Raw genomic sequence first — 21,992 nt, 5'->3', positions numbered from 1 at the left:
CGAAACCTTGTTGTGACGCTTCTTTTTTTGTATCTACGTATTAAAAATAACTGTTCATTTTTGTCAATTATAGTGAACTTAAAATTTATATGATAGTTTCCTTAGTTAAAATTAAGGGATGTTATTTGGAGAGTGGCTTTGTGATAACATTAATATACATGTCTTTTAGAATAAGACTGTGAAAATATGTAAGGGAGCGTTTTAATTAATGAAATCAAATCAACGTGGAATCAAAGAAATTTTAGGTGTTTACGAGCCGAAGCACCGTGTCACAATGCACAAAAGTAAAAAACAATGGGTAGCAAAAGGGTTGTTATTTGGAACCTTGTTATTAGCCGGATCAGCTGTTCAAGCAACTTCAGTTCAAGGGGAATCTTGGACGCCGAACACCGTGGAACAAATTTCATCACGTATTACTGAAGGTCAAAAATCGATTAAGATGATTGAAGGAGATACCGTCTATAACATTGGATTAGCCATTAATATTAAAGACCCAATGCAATTATTATTTGATAACGGATTTTCAGAAGGTGACCAATACACCATGGCTGTTGGAACTGAAATTTCATGGGACGGCAATCATGTGACAGTTAAAGATCCAAGTGGAAAAGTGATTGGAGACAAAGTTGTTTCAAATGATGCCAAGCATAATCCAAATGCACCTGTAGCAGGACAAACATCAGATACACCAGCTAAATCTGTTAAAACAGATAGTAAAGGCAACGTGGTAACAAATATTAATACTGGTGGCAATAACGGGACAAGTGTTAAGCCTAAAGAAGAAGGAACAACCCAAACAAAACCAGGAGTTAAACCAGAAGGAAACGGTAACGGGGAAAAACCAAAACCGACTGACCCTACAAAACCAGTCAAACCAGTTGATCCAACGAACCTAGAAAAAGATGAGACATTAAAAAAATTAGAAGTTGAATTAAAAAAAGAGCAGACAGAACTTGAAGCACTTCAAACAGAATTAGAAAAATTAAAAGCGGATTTAGCTTCAACACAACAAGAAAATCAAGATAAAATTGCCGCATTAGAATTAAAAATTGCTAATTTAGAGGAACAGTTAGCGTCAATGACCGGCCGTAGTTCTTCTTCAGAAATCGAAGCAGCACAAGCAGCAGCCGATCAAGCTGATAACAAAAAGGCTGAAATCGAAATTCCTTTAGCGAATAAACAAGCTGAAAAAGCGCAACTAGAAGAGCGAATGATTCAAATTCAATCGAAATTAGATACTCTTCAAAGTGAAGGAGCACCAGAAGAAAATGCTGAACAATGGCAACAAAGTGTTGAAGAGTGTCAGGTACAATTAGCAGAATTTAGTATGATGATTGAAAAACTGAATCAAGAAATTATTGGTTTAGAAGCTGAATTAGCGACGGCTCAAGCTGAATATGATGCAGCTCTTGCTCACTTAAATGAATTAGAAAATCAAGAAACACCAATGACAGTTGAAGAACTTGAAGCAGCTATCAAAGAGGCAAATAAAGAATTAGAAGAAGTGAAAGCTCAAGCAGAAGCGAAAGAAAAAGAGCTTCAAACACAAATTGATGCTCTAGAAGTAAAAGTAGCAGAACAAGAGAAAAAAGTCGCTGACTTAGAAGCAAAAATTTCTGATTTAAAAGGTGAAGAGAGCCCAGCAGCAGCCTTAAAAAAACGTCAAGATTACGCAAAAAATGAAATTGCTAACATGGAGTTTCTACCAGGAGAAGCGAAATCAACTTATACTTATATGGTAGAACATGCGACAACAGTTTTAGAAGTGGACCATATTTTGGATGAAGCTAGAGATTTAAATCAAAAATGTCAAGAAGGACAAATCATTGATGCGATTAAGAGAGCGCAATTTAATGCTAAGCGTGAAATTGCTGTGATGGAAACAATAACAGCAGAAGAAAGATCTTATTTTAACTGGTTAATAGATGAGGCTGATTCAGTTGAAGAAGTCGAAACACGTCTTGAACATATGTGGGAACTAGAAAATAATCAAAAAGGTAGTGTCACAACACCAGAGGAAGTATTTGAAAAGATTAAACTAAATGCCATGAAAGAAATCGATGAGATGACTAACATGCCAGAACATCAACGAGAGATGTTTAAAAAAGAAGTTTCTGAGGCTAAAACTTTAGAAGAAGTTGATTTGGCGTTAGGTGAAGCAGGATATATTAATAGTGGGATGGCTTCAGTAGAGTTGAGACAAGCTAAGGAGGATGCACAGGATGAGTTAGCCATAATGGATATGTTAACAAAGGAAGAATATTCTGTTTTTTCTAATAGAATAGATAGAGCAACATCATTAGATGAAGTTGAAAAAATAATGGTAGAAGCTTATAAAATCGAAGCTGAGAGAATATTAGAACAAGCGAAGAACGATGCGAGAGAATATATCCTTTCACTATCAAATTTTGACTATAACCACCCTGAATACTCTAAAGAAGAACTACTTGATATACGATTAGCAACCTGTAAAACCTTAGAAGAAGTTGAGATGGAGATTAAATACGCTGAAGAAATCAATGAATTTCAAAATCCGCATAGACCAGCTACAACCGGTGATAAAGATAATGCTATAAACAATATTTTAGGCTATCGTTATTTATCAGAACAAGAGTGTGCTGAATACGAAGTGAAGATTGAATCAGCTGAATTGATGGGTGAAATTTTTGAACTTCAACGTGAAATGGTTCAAATTTCAAGTGAACGTATAAATGCCGCCTATGATGAAATAAATCAAGCGTTTGTAGATGGGAAAATTACAGAACAAGAACGTGAAGACTACATTTGGTATGTAGACCATGGTTATACATTAGAAGCATTAAATCTTCAAATGGAATCTTTCAGAGAAGATATTGCAGACAGATAAAAACAAAAACGAGCTGCAAGAAGCTTAAAAACTTCTTGTATCTCGTTTATTTTTTCAACACTCTATTCGCCATCTTAGTAATCGGTTGATACAACAAACTCACTAAAATAATCGCAGCAATCGTATTAATAAAAGTAATATAAAGAGTAGTAAAACTAGCAAAACTTGATGTGCCTAGACTATTTCCCATCATTAACTGAATGACTAGATTTTTCATAAATGACATAAACAACTTAGCAATCGCTGTAAAAATCATAATAACTGGCATGAACCAAACTTTGTCTTTAAAGCGTTTCAGTTGGTAGTATGAAAAAGCAAGGGTGCCACCTACGACAAAGCTTTCTAAAATAAAGTAAGGTGCTTCAGCAGCAAAGCCGTTTAAAAAGTCAAAAATAGCGAAACCAATTCCCCCAGCTAGAGAGCCTTTAAAGAATCCCAATGTTAATACAGCTAAACATAAAATAGGCATTCCAAAATGGATGAAAGGATTTCCTACCATTGCGGGCAGAGGGACTCTAATGCTGGTTCCTACTACAGTTAGTGCTGAGAATAAAGCCATCAGTACGATTTCCGATGTTTTCCAAGATTTATTGTTCATTGATATAATCTCCTTTTGTCATTCGATTTTCAGCTTGTTGATAAGCGCCGTGCCATACATAGCCAGTGTGTTCATTTAAGAATATGCCTTCATAAATAGCGCGAGCCACATATTTTTTAGCCAGTGTGACTGATTCATACAAAGATAAGCCCTTAGCAAGTCCTGCTGTAATCGCAGCAGCAAAGGAACAACCAGCACCATGATTCGTCTTTGTGATGATTTTTGGCTTATGGATAAAGTGGAATTCAGTTCCGTCATAAAATAAATCGGTCGCTGTTTCACTAGGAAAGCGTGAACCACCTTTAATAACCACTGATTTAGGTCCTAAATCATAAATACTTTGAGCGGCTTCTTTCATTTGTTCCTCTGTTTCAATGACACTTAAACCAGATAAAATTTGTGCTTCGACTAAGTTTGGTGTCACAATATCAGCCAAAGGAATTAAGCGTTTAATCATCTCATTAACCAGTTCTGGTTGGAGAACATCTTTGTTGGTTTTAACCGCCATGACGGGGTCTAAAACCACATGTTGTTGTTTAAGTGATATCACTTTTTCTTCAATCAAGTCAATAACTTCTAAACTTCCAAGCAGTCCAATTTTAACCGCGCTTAGGGTGCCACCAGAAAAAGCCGTAACTAATTGCTTCTCCACCACATCAATCGGCATCGGAAAAATATCAGGTACTCGAGTACTTGGATCAACGGTTAAAACACTTGTAATTGTGCTGATGCCAAAGGTTCCATACTCTTGAAAGGTTTTTAAATCCGCTTGAATGCCCGCGCCACCTCCTGCATCAGAGCCAGCAATCGTTAGTATCTTTTCTACCATAAAACACACCCCTAACAGTTATTTGATTTCAGTTTAGCATGTCATTATTTTTATTCCACAGCCAATTGATATAAATTGGACCCATCCAATTTGTGATATAATCTTTTTGAGGTGATGCTAACATGAAAATAACAATAGATAAGAACAATAAAATTCCATTATATCGGCAAGTGATGAATCAAATAATTAGTCAAATTGAGCAAGGAAGCTTAGTGAGAGATGAACGATTATTGTCTGAGAGAGCTTTGGCAAAAGAGATTGGAGTCAATCGCAGTACGATTGTTAGAGCTTACGAAGAACTTCATGCACAAGGCTTTGTGGTACGAAAATCAAATAGTGGCACCTATATTTTAGGCGATTACAAAGGGAGTTTATCTAAAGAAAACTTACCAGTTGTTACGTCTTCTGGATTAAAAGAAATAGAGGATAAAAATTCTTATATAAACAAAGTGGAAGCCAAACAACAGCAAAATGCACAAGGATTTATTAATGCCTTTACAGGGGAGTTACCACTAGAATTAATTCCTAAAGTTAGTTTGGATAATGTTTCTTTTGAGGAGTTCCTCCAAGAAGAGATTTCGCATTTAGGTTATGAACCTTTACGAGAAGAAGTGGCGCTGTTATTTGAAAAGATGTATGGGTTTAAGTCGAGTCAAGGCAATATTATGTTGACTGGGGGTGGACAGCAAAGTTTATTTTTATTGATTCAAAGTTTACTTAAACCTGGAGACACGATTGCTGTAGAAAATCCCTCTTTTTTTTATGATATGTCTTTATTTAGAAGTATGTCGATTAATGTGGTTCAAATTCAGGTGGATGATAAAGGAATGGTTGTTAGTGAGCTGAAAAAGTTACTTGAGGTAAAAAATGTTCACTTAGTGCTAACCAATCCCAATTTTCAAAATCCTACAGGCAGCACGTTGAGTTTAGAAAGGCGTCACGAATTAATCAAGCTGTGTCAAAAATATCGAATTCCGATTATTGAAGATGATGTATTTGGCCAACTCTCTTATCAGGTACCAAACCCAATGCCCTTATTAAAAGAACTCGCACCAAAAAGCGTGATTTATATTGGTTCATTGTCAAAAATATTGGGAAAAAGAATTCAGTTAGGCTGGATTGATGCACCCGAAGTGATTTTGAATGAGGTAGTTAGATTACGAGATGAATATGAAAGTGAACTGAGTATTTTTCCGCAAGTCTTAGCAACTTACGTATTAAAAGATATAGTTTTTGATGAGCAACTAAGTAAGATTAGGCATAATTTAGAAGGGAAAATGAGGTTACTACAGTCGGAGATTAAACTTAAATTAGACAAGCAGGTGGAACTAAAATTACCAAAGGGTGGCTATTATGCTTGGTTAACGTTTACTAAGACATGTACAAGGAAAGATTGGCATGATCTCTTATCAAAGGGAATCGCTGTTTATCCCAGCTTTTTAGACACAGAAAGTTGTCAAAGTTGCCGATTAAATATTGCTAGAGTAACGGAGTCAGAAATCAAAAAAGTTGTTAGTGAATTAAAACAGATGACTGAAAAATAAACGCGTTGAAGGATGATTTTTTTCATTCTTCAACGCGTTTTGTTTATTTTTTATAAAAACGAACATAAGTGCCATCAAAAATTATCACTCTTATGATTTCTAATATGGAGATAGACGGTGTTCTTAGAGATACCTAGTTTTTTAGCGATAATTAGCACAGCATCTTTTAAATTAAATATTCCTTGATCGTACAAACCAACCACTATTTCTTTGTTTTCATTTAAACTCGATATCTCTGGATTATTGTGAACAGACTGTTTCATTTTATTGAGTGAAATCGTAATAAGTTCATCAATACTTTCAGAGAAAGTTTCGGAGTTTTTGATGTCGATGTTTGTCTCTTTATCTTTTTGTTGAATAGGTGGCATTAAATCACTTAGAAAATCAATAAGAGGAATTTCTAAAGGCAAATTAATGCAAATCAAGCCAATCACTCGATTATTTTCTCCAAAAATTGGGATAGTACTGGATTTTAGAATAGAGCCAATTTCGTTTTTCTCAAAAAAGGGCATGACCATAGAATCACTATTTTTTTCTAAATCTTTTAATTTTTTTAAAGCTAAGTCTGAAATTGGATCATTCTTTTTTGTGTTACTGAGGTGTCCATTAATCACTACTAAAGCAGATTTTTCAATATTCTCAAGGCTGTATAAAATTATTTCATGATTATGTCCTAAAAAGTTGCTAAGAGCTTTAAGCGTTAAGGAATAGGATGTTAAAAGTTGTTGATCCGATTTACTTAAATTCAGATAGGATTTCATTTGATGTCACACCTTCTTTACTAAAATTAATCTAAGTGTAATACTTTTTTAATTTAAAAGCAATTTCCGAAAAAGATGATAAAAAAACCATTGACTAAACTTTAGTTCAGTTGTACACTATTTTTGAACGATGAACTTTTTGATCAGTGACTAGTATTTATTTTAGTATCCCCTATCCTATCATAAATAACATTTCGCATCGGAAAACCACCGTGATAAAGTTCATTTTTCTTTTTGTATATCGATGGAACAAGTAACTTGAGTTAACTAATATTTTAGTTAAGCCAAGTTACTTGTTTATTTTTGTAGTACTTCTTTGCTATAATACAATGTGGAATGGAAGGTGACAGGATGAATCATAATGATCGCTTGAAACGCTTAAGATATGCGTTAGATATAAGAGATGTAGATGTTGTTGAAATATTTAAATTAGGTGGGGCAGTTGTCTCTAAGGAAGAATTTTTATCTATGTTAACAATGGTGGATGAAGAGACTTACGAAACTGAGATTTCTGATGAATTATTTGAGAGATTTTTAAATGGGTTAGTGACTTCTCAACGTGGTGCTAGAGAAGGCGTTGAACCAGTTTTTGAATTGCGTCAAAGAAATGCGAATAATATTTTGCTTAAGAAAATTAAAATAGCTCTTTCGCTGACAACGGATGATATGATTGAAATTTTTGAAGATGGCGATATTAAAATGTCTAAAAGTGAACTAGGATCATTTTTACGTAAAGAAGGACATCGTAACTACAAACAGTGCTTAGATAATTATACGAAACACTTTTTACTAGGTTTAGTTCCACGTTTCCGTTAAAAAGGAGGTTTTGCTCATGAGATTTGTGATTGATGGAGATGGTTCTCCTGTAAAAAATGAAGTCATTAAACTAGCTGAGATATTTAATCTACCTGTACTGATTGTGACGAGTGTGGATCATTTTACAAATAAGGAGTATCCAGCGTTTGTCAGTTTTATTTATGTCGATAAAGGTGCTGACGGGGCAGATTACCGAATTGTTAAAGAGATTCAGGAAGATGACGTGGTTATTACTCAAGACTATGGATTAGCTTCATTGTTATTAGGTAAAAAGGTTCGTGTTTTTCATCATAGTGGGAAAGAATATTTACCAGAAACCATCGATACTTTATTAACTCAGCGCTACATCGGTGGACAAATGAGAAAAGCGGGAAAGCGGACGAAAGGTCCTAAAGCTTTTACTCAAGAGGATAGAAATAAATTTGTTGAAGTGATGAAAGAGGTTATAGCTAAAAAAACCAAAACTGATTAGATTCAGTTTTGGTTTTTTAGTATTTTTATTGCTTGGAGCTATGCGACTTTTTCATCACGCTATCTAGTCTGGATTTAAAAGGCAGCTCCTCCAGCTGCTCAGAGCTAGGCGCCTTTTTCATCACTCTGATTTTTCAAATCTTCTTCAATCTTCAATCGCTGAACTTTCATCGTTGCAGTTCTTGGAATATCATTATAATCCCAAATAAGTGGTTTACTTAGAAGTGGGAAATCAGATATAGCGTGCCACCAACGTTCCCAGTCCATGTCTTCATTATCTACAACAGAAACAATCGGTTGAGCGATATCGTCTTTTCCACGAACAATCACGACTTCATTTAGAAAATCTAGTTTATCTAAGAGTAAGTCTTCGATCTTTAGGGTACTTTCCACGTCACGGATTAAATCAACTTGACGATCGAGTAAGAATAAATCACCGTTTTCATCTTTGTAACCAAAATCACCACTATCCCACCATAAATCATAAGTGTTTTCAGTGAATCGAGCATCTTCTTTATAATAAGTTAGGGCACGTCCTTTAGACAACATTTGAATGTTACCAGTTGTGTTTTCTGGGACAACCTGAGCATTCTCATCAACAATTCGAACTTCTGTTAATTCAGGCATACCAACACCCATATTACGAGCATCCAATGTTTCAATCGATTCTTTCGTGTGGAATCTCATAATCATGGGACCACATTCACTTTGACCGTATACTTGCATGAATACAGGTCGCTCACCACTTGAAGCATTTAAGAAAATCTCCATCGTCCCTTTATTAATCGCATCAAAAGTTGAATGGAAATAATTAAAACTAGCAAATAGTTCAGGTTTTTCCTTAGCTAAATGACTCCACTGAACAAAATTATTTGGATGAGTCTCTAAAGCAACAGGTTTAAATTTTGTTAAGGTTCGGTCAACATTCTCTAGTTCACTGCTACCAATCCATAGCATAGGAAAACCTTTCGACATTAGAGAAGAAATCCCAATATTAAAACGAGAGTGAACGGGTGAGATATGGAAAGCAACGAGTTCATCTTGTTTCATCAAATCAAAAATATTTTTTTGCCACTTAGTTCGCCAACCCATTGATTGGGCAGAATGAGCGATTAATTTAGGAACGCCTGTTGTACCCGAAGTATGAGTCATGTAAGAAATGTCATCGATTGGTAAAAATTCTTGTTCAGGGGTCTCATTCACTTCTAGAGTGACAAGTTTTTCTAATTCAATTAATTGATTAGATGGAATACTTGTAATGTGAGGTGCTTTTGATGCGGTCACTTGATCAAAAATCATCCAAGGGTTTTCCAGACGGTCACACATAATCGTCATAATTGGCGCTGGAAAGTGAAAGGAAATCATCACAGGAACTGCCCCAAGGAAGCTCACGGCCACAGCTAGTAAATAAGTATCAAACATGGGAGATTTATAGATAACCACTTTATCCCCCTTTTTAATACCAAGTTGTTTTAAGCGAGATGCTTGGGCGATAATGCTTGTTTTAGCGTCTTGATAAGTCGTTTCTAAAGCTAAATCTGGAAATCCGATTAATGTGTCATCAAAATAGATGGGAACATTAGGGAATCTCTCAGCAGCCTCTGCAAAATTTGAATAGAGATTTAACTCTTGATACGTATTGTTTGGAAAAATCATGAAAAGGAACTCCTTTTAGTCGTTAATTTTTGGAACTGTTACATTATAACAAAAAGTAAGTGGTCATAGTTAAATATTTCACAAAAAAATTTACTCAATAATCCCTTGGACACGTCCAACTTGATCCTCTTCAACTAACATCACTTTAATGCCGTGAGGATGATTTGCGCTGTTGGTTAAAATTCTTTTAACGTGACCTCTCGTTAATTTACCACTACGTTGATCTTTTTTTAAGACAATATCAACTAACTGCCCAATCTTGATTTGACTTCTATTTTTACCGTTCATAATTACCATCCTTTATGGGTTAAATTTACTTTGCTATCATAACAAGATTTATGCCTATTTACCAATCAAAATTTGTTATGAAAAGTGGTTCTAAAAACTAGACAAGTGAGAAGAGATACTATAAATTAAAAAGGTAAAAATTTTTTCTAAAAAAATGACGAAAATTTGATACATCATTTATATGCTGTAAAAAAATAACGAACGATTTTATTGTTGTGAGGTTAGGAAGGTAATTGGGATGGATGTTTTAGAAGTTACAAGTATTATTGGAACCATTGCATTTTCACTATCTGGAGCAATCGTTGCTATGGAAGAAGATTATGATATATTAGGCATAACTGTTTTGGGTTTTGTCACCGCATTTGGTGGCGGGGTATTAAGAAATGTTATCTTAGACTTACCCATGTCAGTTTTTTGGAGTCAAACGAATCTTTTCTATGTATCTTTTGCGACGATTTTATTAGTCTATTTGTTTCCAAAGAAATTTACCTCATGGAAAAAAATGGAAATTATCTCTGATGCGATTGGGCTAGCGGCTTTTAGCATTCAAGGAGCTTTATATGGCTTAGATATTAATACACACATTGGTCCTGTCATTGTTGCAGCAATTTTAACAGGAACAGGTGGTGGGGTGATTCGTGACCTTCTGGCTGGTAAAAAACCAAATGTGTTAAGTGCTGAAATTTATGGGAGTTGGTCGATTTTAATCGCAGTGGTGATCTATTTCTTCGTTCCAACGAAACCTTTATTTTATATGTTGATTATTGGTTTAACGGTTGTGTTTAGATTAATCGGCTTACTTTACAACTGGAACTTGCCGAAAGCAACGGCCTTTGTAAAAAATGAATTACCTCAAATCACCCCACAGCAAATAATAGAAAAAGAACAAGATTATTAATTATGCGTAATTTAACAATGAAGAAACTTGCAGAAAATATGTGAGTTTCTTTTTTTCTGTTGTTTTCCATGAATTAAAGACTTTTTTCGGTTATAATAGGCAAGGAAAAGAGGGATAAAATGGATCAAGTACTGCAACTTTTAGAAGAAAAATTTGGCTATCAATCCTTTCGAAAAGGTCAAGAAACCATTATAAATAATATACTTCAAGGAAATGACTGTTTAGGAATTATGCCAACAGGTGGTGGGAAATCCATTTGTTATCAACTGCCAGCCTTAGTTTTAGAGGGGTTAACAGTGGTTATTTCCCCTCTAATTTCCTTAATGAAGGATCAAGTAGATGCATTAAATGACATGGGAATTCCTGCTAGCTATATTAATAGCACGCTAAATTATCAAGAGATTCAGTTTCGTTTAGGCCAAGCAGCTAGAGGAGAGGTGAAATTACTTTATGTGGCTCCAGAGCGTCTTGAAACTTCTGATTTTGTTGAGTTATTAAGACATGTTCAAGTCTCATTAATCGCGATAGATGAAGCTCACTGTATCTCTCAATGGGGGCATGATTTTAGACCAAGTTATATTAATTTAGCTCAAACCATTCGTTCTTTTTCACCACGCCCAAGAATTGTGGCATTAACGGCAACAGCCACACCGGAAGTGGCGACTGATATTTGTCAATTATTGTCAATTCCAGAAGAAAATCAAGTAGTTACAGGATTTTCCAGAGACAATCTAGCCTTTCAAGTGATTAAGGATCAAAAGGACACTTACTTATTAGAGTTTCTAAAAATGAATCAAGGTCAATCAGGAATTATTTACGCTAGTACAAGGAAAGAAGTGGAAAGAATTCACCGCTTACTGGTTCATAATAAGCTTAAGGCTGGTATGTATCATGGTGGAATGTCTGAACAAGTCAGATCTAAAAACCAAGAGGATTTTGCTTATGACCGAGTAGAAGTGATGGTGGCAACTAACGCCTTTGGTATGGGAATTAATAAAAGTAATGTTCGCTTTGTAGTGCACGCTCAAATGCCTGGTAATTTAGAATCATACTACCAAGAGGCAGGGAGAGCTGGACGTGATGGCTTACCAAGTGAGGCAATTTTATTATACAGTCCTCAAGATGTTCAAATTCAACAATTTTTTATTGAACAATCAGAAGCTAATATAGAATATCGTCAAAATGAATACTTGAAATTAAGAGAAATGAATCAATATTCTCATACGGAAAGCTGTTTGCAAAACTATATTTTACGCTACTTTGGTGAAGTTGGAATAGATTGCGGACGTTGTAGTAATTGTTTAGACGAGCGTGAATCAGTGAATATCACAATTGAAGCGCAAAAAGTCTTTTCTTGTGTGAAACGGATGAATGAAAAGTTCGGAAAATCATTAGTAGCTAAAGTTTTAACTGGTTCAAAAGATCAAAAAATCAAACAGTGGCATTTTGATGAGCTGACAACTTACGGTTTAATGAAAGACTGGTCACAAAAAGAAGTTACTCAATTGATTGATTACTTAACAGCTGAGCAGTACTTAATTCCGTCAAAAGGACAATATCCTTTACTATCTCTTTCAGGGGAAGGAATTAATGTGTTACTAGGAAAGAAACAAGTCTTTAGAAAACAATTAGTGGTTAAACAATTAGTAGTAGATGATGGTTTATTTGAAAAACTAAGAGAGTTACGTTCTGACTTAGCAGACGAACAAAACTTACCACCTTATGTCATTTTCTCTGATAAAACACTTCATGAGATGATCGAAAAACAACCGAAAACCTCTCTAGATTTCCTTCAAATCAAAGGAGTCGGTCAAAATAAACTAGACAAATACGGCGAAGCGTTTATGAAAGTAATGAGAGAATATGAAAAGAGTGATGAAAAAGGCGTTTAGCTCCGAGTAATTGGAAGAAATATCAAAAAATCCCGGTTTTGGATTATTTGATATTCCTGAAATTACCGAAGGAGCTGCCTATTGAATCCAGACTAAGTAAGCGTGATGAAATAAGCGTTTAGCTCCGAGTAATTGGAAGAAATATCAAAAAATCCCGGTTTTGGATTATTTGATATTCCTGAAATTACCGAAGGAGCTGCTTATTGAATCCAGACTAAATAAGCGTGATGAAATAAGCGTTTAGCTCCGAGTAATTGGAAGAAATATCAAAAAATCCCGGTTTTGGATTATTTGATATTCCTGAAATTACCGAAGGAGCTGCTTATTGAATCCAGACTAAAACAGAGTGATAAAAAAGGCGTTTAACTCCAAACATTAAAAAGAATGGCTTACTAGTCATTCTTTTTTGTTATCCACTTCACAGTTTTAGCATATAAAATAATTTTATAGGGTATTAAAATTATTAATAGTTTAATAAAAATTAACAATTTGTAAACGGTTACAATAAAGAGTACATTGGATATGTAGACAGAGACAAGTAAGAAGAGGTGAATAATTTGATAACAGTAGCAGTAGCAGGTGGCTCACAACCAGAGATTTTAAAACTCGTGAAAAAAGCTCAAGAAGAGTGTCAGGAAACACTTGAATTTGTTGTTTTTGACACAACAGAAAATATCGGAAGTGAAGAAATTTGGAAATATGTTCATTGTGAAGATGAAAAACAGGTCGCTCAAAAAGCCATTCAACTAGTGGCAGAGAACAAAGCCCAAATTTTACTAAAAGGAATCATTCAAACTCATACGTTATTAAAAGAATTACTCAACAAAGAACATGGCTTAAAAACAAAACAAGTTTTATCTCACGTAGCAATGGTGGATATTCCTCAGACAAAGCAATCTTTTTTACTAACAGATTGTGCCATGAATATTGCACCAGATAAAAATGCTTTAATTGCCATTATTGAAAATGTAAAAGAAGTCGCTCATAAAATTGGCTTAGATAAACCAAAGATTGCCTTACTAAGTGCGGCAGAAAACTTTAATCCTAAAATGCCTTCTTCTGTTTTAGCAACGGAAGTGACAGAACATTTTAGTGAAACAACAGCTGCCACTATTTTTGGACCCATCTCATTAGATTTAGCTCTTTCAAAAGAAGCAGTGGCACATAAACGTTATGAGGGTCCGATTATGGGAGACGCGGACGTCATTGTTGTACCAGCAATTGATGCGGGAAACAGTTTATACAAATCCCTCACTATTTTTGGTAGGGCTAAAGTTGGAGGAACAATCGTTGGAACGAAAATTCCAGTGGTTCTTACCTCAAGAAGTGATTCAACAGAGAGTAAGTTACATTCATTAAAATTTGCACTAAAACAAGTTTAAGGTAAAAGGGGGAAACTAGATGGAAGCAATATTAGTCATTAATCCAGGGTCAACATCAACTAAAACAGCCGTTTATGCTGATCATCAATTAATAGCTGAAGAAACTATAAGACATAGTGTAGAAGAAATTTCACAATTTAAAGACGTGATTAGTCAAACGGATTTTAGATATAACATTATCAAAAATTTTATCGATAAATTAGGCTTGGCAGAAAAATTAGTTGCCGTTGTAGGACGAGGTGGTTTATTAAAACCAATACCAGGTGGCACTTATCAAGTTGACCAAGCACTGTTAAAGGATTTAAGAGAAGAAAAATATAATACTCATGCATCTAACTTAGGAGCTATCTTAGCCAATGAATTTGCTGAATCTTTAAACATACCAGCTTTTATTGTCGATCCAGTTGTGGTTGATGAAATGAAACCGCTCTCAAGAATCTCTGGTTTAAAAGGAATTGAAAGAAGAAGCGTTTGTCATGCTTTAAATCAAAAAGCGGTCGCTAGAAAAGTGGCTGAAGATTTAGGGAAAACCTATGAAACAGGCTCTTTCATTGTGGCTCACTTAGGTGGCGGAATTAGTTTAGGTGCTCATGAGAACGGTCGAATGGTTGACGTTATTAACGGTATTGACGGTGAAGGTCCTTACACACCTGAAAGAAGTGGAGCGCTCCCGGTTTTAGATTTTTCTAAGCGAGTGATTGCTGAAAATATGACAGTCAGTGATGTCAAAAAGTTAATTGCTGGAAACGCAGGTTTAAAATCTTATTTGGGTGAAACGGATATTCGTGAAATAGAAAAAAGAATGAACCAAGGAGATGAAGAAGCAAAATATTATCTTGATGGTATGTGTTACCAAGTAGCTAAAAATATTGGCGAGTTAGGGGTGGCGTTAAAGGGTCAAGTGGATGCGATTATTTTAACTGGTGGGGTGATTTATTCTCAGTATGTTTTAAGTAAAATTACGGAGTATACAGAGTGGATAGCACCAGTCAAAGCTTTTCCAGGTGAGATGGAAATGGAAGCCTTGTATGTAGGCGCTCTGCGAGTGATAAAAGGTGAAGAAAAAGCATTAGCGTACGATGAAGTTGAAATTCTAAAGTAGGAGTGATGTGTGATGGCAGAACAAACAGATTTACTGATTTTAGGTGGCGGAACGGGCGGTTATGTGGCAGCCATTAGAGCCGCTCAAAAAGGATTAAGTGTTACTTTAGTTGAAAAGTACAAACTAGGTGGAACCTGTTTGCATCGTGGTTGTATTCCAACGAAAGCTCTTTTAAGAAGTGCCGAAGTGTATGACACAATGAAACAAGCAGCAGAGTTTGGTATTGAATCAGATCAAAAATTCGCCGTTAATTTTGAAAAAATCCAAGCACGTAAACAAGGAATCATTGACCAACTTCACTCAGGGGTAGAAGGACTTTGTAAAAAAAATAAAATCAAAGTCCTAGAAGGTGAAGGAGCCATTCTTGGACCTTCCATCTTCTCACCTGTTTCTGGAGCGGTTGCAGTGACCTTTAATGATAAATCAAAAGAAGAAGAAATTATTGTTCCTAAAAATGTCATTATTGCCACAGGATCGAGTCCAAGAACCTTGCCTAATCTTCCACTTGATGAAGAGTTTATTCTTTCATCTGATGGCATGCTTCAATTAGAAACATTACCTGAATCAATCGTGATTGTAGGTGGTGGTGTGATTGGCGTTGAGTGGGCATCTCTTTTAAATAGTTTAGGGGTGAAAGTAACGATTGTCGAATTTTTAGATCGTTTACTTATTAATGAAAGTCCAACGGTTTCAAGACAATTGAAGAAAAGTTTGGAAAATAAAGGGGTTACCATTCTTTTAAGTAGCAAAGTGGAAGAAGCCAAAGTAACAGGTTCTTCTGTAGAAGTTTCGATTGAAGGAAAAGACAAAGTAACTGTTGATAAAGTGATGGTGGCTATCGGTCGCTCGCCTAACGTTCACGGGATTGGTCTTCAAAATACTTCAGTGAAATATGGCGACAAAGGAATTGAAGTCAACGAGTTTTACCAAACAACGGAGAGTCATATTTATGCGATTGGTGATTGTATTGACACCATGCAACTGGCTCATGTAGCGATGAAAGAAGGAGAGATGGCAGTTGCTCATATTCTTCAAGAAGAAGTAATACCACTTGATTATCACAATGTTCCAAGAGGGGTTTATACAAATCCTGAAATTGCTAGTGTAGGTTATGTGAAAGGCAGTACCCCAGAAGGCAAAAAAGTTAAGGTAGGTAAATTTAACTTTGGCGGCAATGGAAAAGCATTAGTTTACGGGGAAAGTGATGGCTTCATTGAAGTGATTCGAGATATGGAAACAGATGATTTATTAGGCGTTTCAATCATTGGACCTCATGCAACGGACTTAATCACAGAAGCCAGTACTTCAATTTATTTAGACGCGACACCACTGGAGATTGGCGAAGCAATTCACCCTCACCCAACGTTAACAGAAGCACTGCAAGAAGCTGCATTAGACACTTATGGCTTAGCCATTCATAAATAATAGAAAGGTTGATAGTAAATGAAAACGTTAAAAAAATCAGGTTTAAGTAAAGAAGAATTGATTCAAGCATACCGCGAAGTTTTAAGAGGTCGTCGCCTAGATGAACGTTTATGGCAACTGACTCGGATTGGAAAAACTTCTTTTAATATTTCAGGTCAAGGAGCCGAAGTGGCGCAAGTAGCAATGGCTTTAGCTTTTGATCCTAAAAAAGATTACTACTTACCTTATTACCGAGACATGACAGCCTGTTTAGTTTGGGGAATGACACCAAAAGATATTATTATGGGCTCATTTGGAAAAGAAGCAGACCCATCTTCTCACGCCCGTCAAATGCCTAATCATTACGGATCTAAAGAACATAATATCGTTTCCTTTGCATCAACTGTAAGTACACAAATGCCTCTTGCAACAGGGGTTGCGTACTCTGCACAATTAGAAAAAAGTGATTTTGTAACCCTAACAACAACTGGTGAAGGATCAGCTAACCAAGGAGAAGTTCAAGAAGCAATGAACTTTGCAGGCGTTAAGAAATTACCATTAATCTTTGTTGTTGAAAATAATGAATATGCCATTTCGGTACCGATTAAAGAACAATATGCCAATAAACACATGTCAGATCGTGCGGAAGGTTACGGTTTTGAAGGGATTTCAGTTGATGGCAATGACTTCACAGAAGTTTACTTAACATTCAAAAAAGCGGTGGAAGACGCGAGAGCTGGTAAAGGATCTAAATTAATCGAACTCCGAGTATCTCGTTTAACATCTCACTCGGCAGATGATGATCAAACCATTTATCGTTCAAAAGAAGAAATCGAATCAATGAAAGAAAAAGATCCGATTGATGCCATGGTCAAACAATTATTGGCAGAAAAAATCATGACACAAGCTGAACTAGATAAAATGGACGAAGAAATTCGAGCTGAAGTCGATCTAGCAACAGATGAAGCTGAAAAAATGCCAGAACCACTAGCAGAATCTTTATACGAAGAAGTTTACGCTAAATAGTAATTAAAAAGAGAGGATTGAAAATAATGGCTGAAATGACATATTTAGAAGCATTGAATTTAGGTATTTCTGAGGAAATGGCTCGTGATGAGAAAGTAGTAATCTTCGGTGAAGACGTTGGTGGAGATAAAGGTGGTGTGTTTGGTGTAACCAAAGGCTTGGCTGCTAAATACGGAGATGATCGTTGTTTTAATACACCATTAACAGAAGGTTTAATCGGTGGTTTAGCTGTCGGTCTAGGATTACGTGGCTATCGTGCCATTGGAGAGTTCCAATTTGCTGATTATATCTTACCAGCAACGAACCAAATTTTATCAGAAGCAAGAACCATGCGTTACCGTACGAAAGGTGACTGGACAGCACCAATTGTGTATCGTACGCCTTATGGTGGTGGGGTTCGTGGTGGTTTATATCATTCTCAATCAACAGAAAAAATCTTTTGTGGTCAACCAGGCTTAAGAGTGGTAACACCTTCTAATCCATATGATGCAAAAGGCATGATTAAAGCGGCGATTAGATCAGATGATCCAGTTATTTTCTATGAGCATAAACGTCTATATCGATTACTTAAAGCAGATGTACCAACAGATGATTACATTGTTCCAATTGATAAAGCAAATGTCGTTCGCGAAGGTAGTGATATCACTGTTATTGCTTACGGAATGATGCTTCAATATGCAATCTCTGCGGCTGAAAAATTAGCTGAGGAAGGCATTGAGGCAGAAGTAGTCGATGTTCGTTCTCTTTACCCACTAGACCGTGAAACATTAGTGAATGCAGCGAAGAAAACTGGTAAAGTCTTACTTATTTCTGAGGATAATAAAGAAGGCGCAATTATTAGTGAGATTGCAGCCATGATTTCAGAAGATGCGTTGTTTGATTTAGATGCCCCTATTCAACGTTTAGCAGGTCCAGACGTACCAAGTATGGGATACGCATTACCTCTTGAAAGAGAATTTTTAGTGAATCAAGAGCAAGTGACTCAAGCAATGAAAGATCTAGCAGAATTTTAAACTTGATATAGGAGGAAGATAAAGATGGCAATCAAAGAAATCTTAATGCCTCATTTAGGGGAAAGTGTCACAGAAGCTTCAGTCGTACAATGGTTGGTTCAACCAGGAGATAAAATTAAACGCTACGCTCCTTTAATGGAGGTTGTTTCAGATAAAGTAACCACAGAAGTTCCATCTGATTTTGATGGGGTGGTTAAAGACTTAATCGTTAATTTAGATACAGATTATCCAATTGGAACTGTTTTAATGACATTAGAAGTTGAAGGTGCAGAAGAAAAACCAGAAGTTAAAGAAACAGCGAAAGCAGAAGCGCCAGTTGCTCAACCTTCACCAACACAAGGAAAAATGGCAGGACGTTATTCACCAGCTGTCTTAAAACTTTCTCAAGAAAAAGGGATTGATTTAGCTCAAGTTGTGGGAACAGGAAAAGAAGGTCGTATCACTAGAAAAGATATTCTAAACTTTGTTCCAAGTGAAGCATCAGCTGCTCCTGTTCAAGTTGAACAACCAGTAGAAGTTAAAGCAGCAGCACCAGTGACACAGGTTGCACTACCAAAACCAGTACCAGTTATGGCAAGTGCTCATGATGAAGTAGTACCAGCTGATGGTGTTAGAAAAGCGATCGCTAAGAAGATGGTTCAAAGTGTGAATGAAATTCCACATGCTTGGATTATGGTTGAAGCAGATGTAACGAATATTGTGAATTTAAGAAACAGTGTGAAAGATGGTTTCAAACAGCAAGAAGGTATGTCTCTGAGCTTCTTCCCATTCTTTGCTAAAGCGGTAGTTCAAGCAATGAAGAAAAATCCGAAAATCAATACTTCTTGGCAAGATGGTAACATTGTTTATCATAAAGATATTAACTTATCAATCGCAGTCACAACTGATGAGCATCTCTTTGTACCGGTGATTCATCAAGCAGATAACTATTCACTAACTGGCTTAGCTAAAGAAATTAATCGCCTAGCAAGTGATGTAAGAACAGGAATCCTAGCAAATGAAGACATGCAAGGTGGCACGTTCACTTTAAACAATACAGGTAGTCTAGGCTCTGTTCAATCAATGGGAATCATTAACCATCCACAAGCAGCAATTTTACAAGTGGAATCAATCAATAAACGAGTAGTACCAACAAAAGATGGAGGCTTTAAAGTAGCTGACATGGTTAACCTTTGCTTGTCAATTGATCACCGTATTTTAGATGGTCAACAAGCAGGTAAATTCTTGAAGGATATCAAAGAAAATCTAGCTCGTTTTGAAGTAGAATCAGATATTTACTAAATTTAATAAAGATTAGGAATTGCTTTAATCACAAGTAGCCGTTCATCACAAGAATTTAATTGATAAATGACGTGATGAACGGCTTATTTGCTGACGGAAAAAATCGATAAACAAATGATGTAATGTTAAATTAAAAAAATAAAATTAGGGGATTTTAACATGACAAATGAAGTGACTCAAACAAAAATGACACCAAAAATCTTTTTTAACAAACTATTAACAGGGACGGCTCAAGGAACGATTATCGCACTGATTCCAAATGCTGTTCTTGGCGCAATTTTAAAATATTTTGCTCATATTCCAGTGATTCAGATGATTATTAACGCAGCACTTATTTTCCAAGTTGGAACGGCACTGATTATTGCAGCACTTATTGCGAAACAATTCGATTTAACGCCACCTAAAATGATGATCGTTGGTGGAGCGGCTTTTGCAGGATCTGGGGTTATTAAATACAATCCTGATATTAAAGGGTTTGTTGCGGCTGGTACTGGAGACATTATTAATATCATGTTAACAGCATCAATTGCTGTGTTGTTAATGCTTTGGATAGATACAAAATTTGGTTCGGTCGAAATTATTGCACTACCGATTGTTGTAGGGATTGGCGCTGGTTTAGCAGGAATGTTGATGTATCCATATGTGACTCAAATCACGGTAGCGATTGGAAAAGTCATTAATAACTTTACAGATTTCCAACCGATTATTATGAGTATTTTAATTGCATGTTCTTTTGCAGCTTTGATTATTTCACCAATCACCACAGTGGCTATTGGGATGGCGATTCAATTAAATGGTGTTTCAGCAGGGGCTGCAGCTATGGGAATTGCTGCAACAACAACTGTTTTAGTCATTCATTCTTGGAAAGTTAATGAATCTGGAGTGACATTAGCTGTTGCTTTAGGTGGGATGAAAATGATGATGCCTAATCTATTTAAGTATCCAATTATCTTGGTTCCATGCTTAGTTACGGCGACTGTTTCAGCAATTCCAGTTGCGTTGTTTAATATTTCTGGGACACCTAACTCAGCTGGATTTGGCTTGGTAGGTTTAGTCGGACCACTGGCTTCATTAGATGCCGGATTAAATGTTGTATTACTAATTATTTCATGGTTTGTTGTTCCAATTGCTGCGGGACTTTTATCTAAAATTATCTTTGAAAAAGTCTTGAAAATCTACGACAGCAAGGTTGTTTTCAAGTATCAAGGCTAAAAAAAGAGACTATTAATTATCCTTAATAATCTCAATAAAATCTTTAATGTCATTTGTAATGTGGGCGTCACGCTTTAAGGCGATGCCAATTGGAAAATAATCGTATTTATCTTTTAATGGAATCCAGCTTAATCCATCACTTTTACCCACTTCTTGATATTCAATCGGTAAAATACAAATAGAATCATTTTTTCGTAAGCTATGAAGTAAAACTTGTAAATCGTCATTATGAAGGACAATGTTTGGTTCAAAGCCAAAATTACTTGAACGATCAAGTAAAAGTCTTCCTAACATAAAATTAGTTGTCAGAGAAGAGAAACGTTGTCCTTTCAAATCTTTAAAGGTTAGAACACTCTTTTGCGCCAAAGGATTATCATCAGGCATCACCACATAAACATGATAACCTCTTGTAGATGTTTCTAAGGCTTCAATAGAGATTTTATCCGGATAAAGATTAGGGAACGAAATCAAACCAATATCGATTTCATCATCCATCAGCATTTGTTGTAAGTAAGGCGAGCCGTCTTGTTTTATGATCAAGTCAATATGTGGATGTGACGAAAGAAACAAGGAAATTTCTTTCATAAACTGCATTGAAAAAAGAGTAGTGATACCTAATTTGATTTTTTTCTTAGAGTGAGATGATTCGTCATCCATTAAATGAATATCAGCAATGAGTTGATCAAAGTCAGTAACAAGAGTCTGACCGTGTTCGTAAAGGTAAAGACCTGTTTTGGTTAATTGGAAAGGTTTGTCAGTATGAGTGAAAAGCGTGGTCCGCAAGTCACCCTCCATTTTTTTAAGCGCAAGAGATAGGGTGGGTTGAGTCACAAAAAGATTTCTTGCAGCGGCGGATAAATTTCTAGTATTAGCTATTTCAATAAAGTATTTAAGTTGTTGAATATTCAAAATAAGCACCTTCCATTCAAATAATGATAAAGCGTTTTAATTTT

At 35.8% G+C, this 21,992-nt stretch carries 19 protein-coding genes; 13 read left to right on the top strand and 6 right to left on the bottom strand.

The features are described from left to right. The first annotated feature begins 208 nt into the window (after window positions 1-208). Entirely contained in the window at window positions 209-2,866 is a 2,658-nt protein-coding gene (locus G7082_RS14780) for a GA module-containing protein (RefSeq protein WP_166035961.1), read from the top strand. A gap of 46 nt (window positions 2,867-2,912) precedes the next feature. On the opposite strand, the gene G7082_RS14775 is transcribed toward G7082_RS14780, so the two are convergent. Then, complete coding sequence (locus G7082_RS14775) at window positions 2,913-3,464, bottom strand: ECF transporter S component (RefSeq protein ID WP_166035960.1); 552 nt, start codon at window positions 3,462-3,464, stop codon at window positions 2,913-2,915. Then, on the bottom strand, window positions 3,454-4,293 hold the full coding sequence (gene thiD / locus G7082_RS14770) for a bifunctional hydroxymethylpyrimidine kinase/phosphomethylpyrimidine kinase (protein WP_166035959.1): 840 nt from the start codon (window positions 4,291-4,293) through the stop codon (window positions 3,454-3,456). The genes G7082_RS14775 and thiD overlap by 11 nt, the downstream gene beginning before the upstream one ends. A gap of 122 nt (window positions 4,294-4,415) precedes the next feature. Here thiD and G7082_RS14765 point away from each other — a divergent pair, with 122 nt between their 5' ends. Continuing rightward, window positions 4,416-5,837, top strand: coding sequence for an aminotransferase-like domain-containing protein (locus tag G7082_RS14765; RefSeq protein WP_166035958.1), 1,422 nt, complete (start codon window positions 4,416-4,418; stop codon window positions 5,835-5,837). 74 nt (window positions 5,838-5,911) lie between these two features. Here G7082_RS14765 and G7082_RS14760 read toward each other — a convergent pair whose 3' ends face one another. Further along, a complete protein-coding gene (locus G7082_RS14760; RefSeq protein ID WP_166035957.1) occupies window positions 5,912-6,598 on the bottom strand; it encodes a helix-turn-helix transcriptional regulator in 687 nt (228 codons plus the stop codon). A gap of 351 nt (window positions 6,599-6,949) precedes the next feature. Between G7082_RS14760 and G7082_RS14755 the strand changes: the two genes are divergently transcribed. After that, window positions 6,950-7,414, top strand: a complete 465-nt coding sequence (locus G7082_RS14755; protein WP_166035956.1) for a YehS family protein — start codon at window positions 6,950-6,952, stop codon at window positions 7,412-7,414. Between the two features lie 16 nt (window positions 7,415-7,430). Next, window positions 7,431-7,886, top strand: a complete 456-nt coding sequence (locus G7082_RS14750; RefSeq protein WP_166035955.1) for a YaiI/YqxD family protein — start codon at window positions 7,431-7,433, stop codon at window positions 7,884-7,886. Between the two features lie 104 nt (window positions 7,887-7,990). Here G7082_RS14750 and G7082_RS14745 read toward each other — a convergent pair whose 3' ends face one another. Continuing rightward, the gene (locus G7082_RS14745) at window positions 7,991-9,541 is read right to left on the bottom strand and encodes an AMP-binding protein (RefSeq protein WP_166035954.1); all 1,551 of its coding nucleotides are present in this window, start codon (window positions 9,539-9,541) and stop codon (window positions 7,991-7,993) included. A 90-nt stretch (window positions 9,542-9,631) separates the two neighbouring features. Beyond that, entirely contained in the window at window positions 9,632-9,829 is a 198-nt protein-coding gene (locus G7082_RS14740; RefSeq protein WP_166035953.1) for a YwbE family protein, read from the bottom strand. A gap of 232 nt (window positions 9,830-10,061) precedes the next feature. On the opposite strand from G7082_RS14740, the gene G7082_RS14735 reads away from it, so the two are divergent. From G7082_RS14735 to G7082_RS14695, 9 genes are all read left to right on the top strand, one after another. Beyond that, the gene (locus G7082_RS14735) at window positions 10,062-10,727 is read left to right on the top strand and encodes a trimeric intracellular cation channel family protein (protein ID WP_166036118.1); all 666 of its coding nucleotides are present in this window, start codon (window positions 10,062-10,064) and stop codon (window positions 10,725-10,727) included. Window positions 10,728-10,846: 119 nt separating this feature from the next. Next, window positions 10,847-12,619: a DNA helicase RecQ gene (recQ, locus tag G7082_RS14730; RefSeq protein ID WP_166035952.1), complete on the top strand. Its 1,773-nt coding sequence runs from the start codon at window positions 10,847-10,849 to the stop codon at window positions 12,617-12,619. 557 nt (window positions 12,620-13,176) lie between these two features. Next, entirely contained in the window at window positions 13,177-14,001 is an 825-nt protein-coding gene (locus G7082_RS14725) for a phosphate acyltransferase (protein WP_166035951.1), read from the top strand. A gap of 19 nt (window positions 14,002-14,020) precedes the next feature. After that, a complete protein-coding gene (gene buk, locus G7082_RS14720) occupies window positions 14,021-15,103 on the top strand; it encodes a butyrate kinase (RefSeq protein ID WP_166035950.1) in 1,083 nt (360 codons plus the stop codon). A 12-nt stretch (window positions 15,104-15,115) separates the two neighbouring features. Beyond that, window positions 15,116-16,528, top strand: coding sequence for a dihydrolipoyl dehydrogenase (lpdA, locus tag G7082_RS14715; protein ID WP_166035949.1), 1,413 nt, complete (start codon window positions 15,116-15,118; stop codon window positions 16,526-16,528). An 18-nt stretch (window positions 16,529-16,546) separates the two neighbouring features. Further along, on the top strand, window positions 16,547-17,533 hold the full coding sequence (locus G7082_RS14710) for a thiamine pyrophosphate-dependent dehydrogenase E1 component subunit alpha (RefSeq protein ID WP_166035948.1): 987 nt from the start codon (window positions 16,547-16,549) through the stop codon (window positions 17,531-17,533). A 26-nt stretch (window positions 17,534-17,559) separates the two neighbouring features. Further along, entirely contained in the window at window positions 17,560-18,546 is a 987-nt protein-coding gene (locus G7082_RS14705; protein ID WP_166035947.1) for an alpha-ketoacid dehydrogenase subunit beta, read from the top strand. Window positions 18,547-18,570: 24 nt separating this feature from the next. Next, window positions 18,571-19,827, top strand: coding sequence for a dihydrolipoamide acetyltransferase family protein (locus G7082_RS14700; protein WP_166035946.1), 1,257 nt, complete (start codon window positions 18,571-18,573; stop codon window positions 19,825-19,827). 159 nt (window positions 19,828-19,986) lie between these two features. Then, window positions 19,987-21,039 (top strand): PTS sugar transporter subunit IIC, encoded by a 1,053-nt coding sequence (locus G7082_RS14695; protein WP_166035945.1) that lies wholly within the window; start codon window positions 19,987-19,989, stop codon window positions 21,037-21,039. A 12-nt stretch (window positions 21,040-21,051) separates the two neighbouring features. Here the strand turns inward: G7082_RS14695 and G7082_RS14690 are convergent, their stop codons facing one another. Next, window positions 21,052-21,957 carry a LysR family transcriptional regulator gene (locus G7082_RS14690; protein ID WP_238842667.1) on the bottom strand — a complete coding sequence of 302 codons (906 nt, stop codon included), beginning with the start codon at window positions 21,955-21,957 and terminating at the stop codon, window positions 21,052-21,054. Window positions 21,958-21,992 lie beyond the last annotated feature (35 nt).

It is taken from the genome of Vagococcus hydrophili (assembly GCF_011304195.1).
In the GTDB taxonomy this organism is placed as follows: domain Bacteria; phylum Bacillota; class Bacilli; order Lactobacillales; family Vagococcaceae; genus Vagococcus; species Vagococcus hydrophili.
This window is presented reverse-complemented; position numbering and strand designations above follow the sequence as displayed.

Bases quoted from the DNA above. Each gene is read 5' to 3' on its own strand.
- G7082_RS14760 (WP_166035957.1), bottom strand. From the start codon at position 6,598: ATGAAATCCTATCTGAATTTAAGTAAATCGGATCAACAACTTTTAACA.
- G7082_RS14750 (WP_166035955.1), top strand. From the start codon at position 7,431: ATGAGATTTGTGATTGATGGAGATGGTTCTCCTGTAAAAAATGAAGTC.
- G7082_RS14705 (WP_166035947.1), top strand. From the start codon at position 17,560: ATGGCTGAAATGACATATTTAGAAGCATTGAATTTAGGTATTTCTGAG.
- G7082_RS14740 (WP_166035953.1), bottom strand. From the start codon at position 9,829: ATGAACGGTAAAAATAGAAGTCAAATCAAGATTGGGCAGTTAGTTGAT.
- G7082_RS14775 (WP_166035960.1), bottom strand. From the start codon at position 3,464: ATGAACAATAAATCTTGGAAAACATCGGAAATCGTACTGATGGCTTTA.
- recQ (WP_166035952.1), top strand. From the start codon at position 10,847: ATGGATCAAGTACTGCAACTTTTAGAAGAAAAATTTGGCTATCAATCC.
- thiD (WP_166035959.1), bottom strand. From the start codon at position 4,293: ATGGTAGAAAAGATACTAACGATTGCTGGCTCTGATGCAGGAGGTGGC.
- G7082_RS14700 (WP_166035946.1), top strand. From the start codon at position 18,571: ATGGCAATCAAAGAAATCTTAATGCCTCATTTAGGGGAAAGTGTCACA.
- G7082_RS14710 (WP_166035948.1), top strand. From the start codon at position 16,547: ATGAAAACGTTAAAAAAATCAGGTTTAAGTAAAGAAGAATTGATTCAA.
- G7082_RS14745 (WP_166035954.1), bottom strand. From the start codon at position 9,541: ATGATTTTTCCAAACAATACGTATCAAGAGTTAAATCTCTATTCAAAT.
- G7082_RS14780 (WP_166035961.1), top strand. From the start codon at position 209: ATGAAATCAAATCAACGTGGAATCAAAGAAATTTTAGGTGTTTACGAG.
- buk (WP_166035950.1), top strand. From the start codon at position 14,021: ATGGAAGCAATATTAGTCATTAATCCAGGGTCAACATCAACTAAAACA.
- G7082_RS14695 (WP_166035945.1), top strand. From the start codon at position 19,987: ATGACAAATGAAGTGACTCAAACAAAAATGACACCAAAAATCTTTTTT.
- G7082_RS14755 (WP_166035956.1), top strand. From the start codon at position 6,950: ATGAATCATAATGATCGCTTGAAACGCTTAAGATATGCGTTAGATATA.
- G7082_RS14765 (WP_166035958.1), top strand. From the start codon at position 4,416: ATGAAAATAACAATAGATAAGAACAATAAAATTCCATTATATCGGCAA.
- lpdA (WP_166035949.1), top strand. From the start codon at position 15,116: ATGGCAGAACAAACAGATTTACTGATTTTAGGTGGCGGAACGGGCGGT.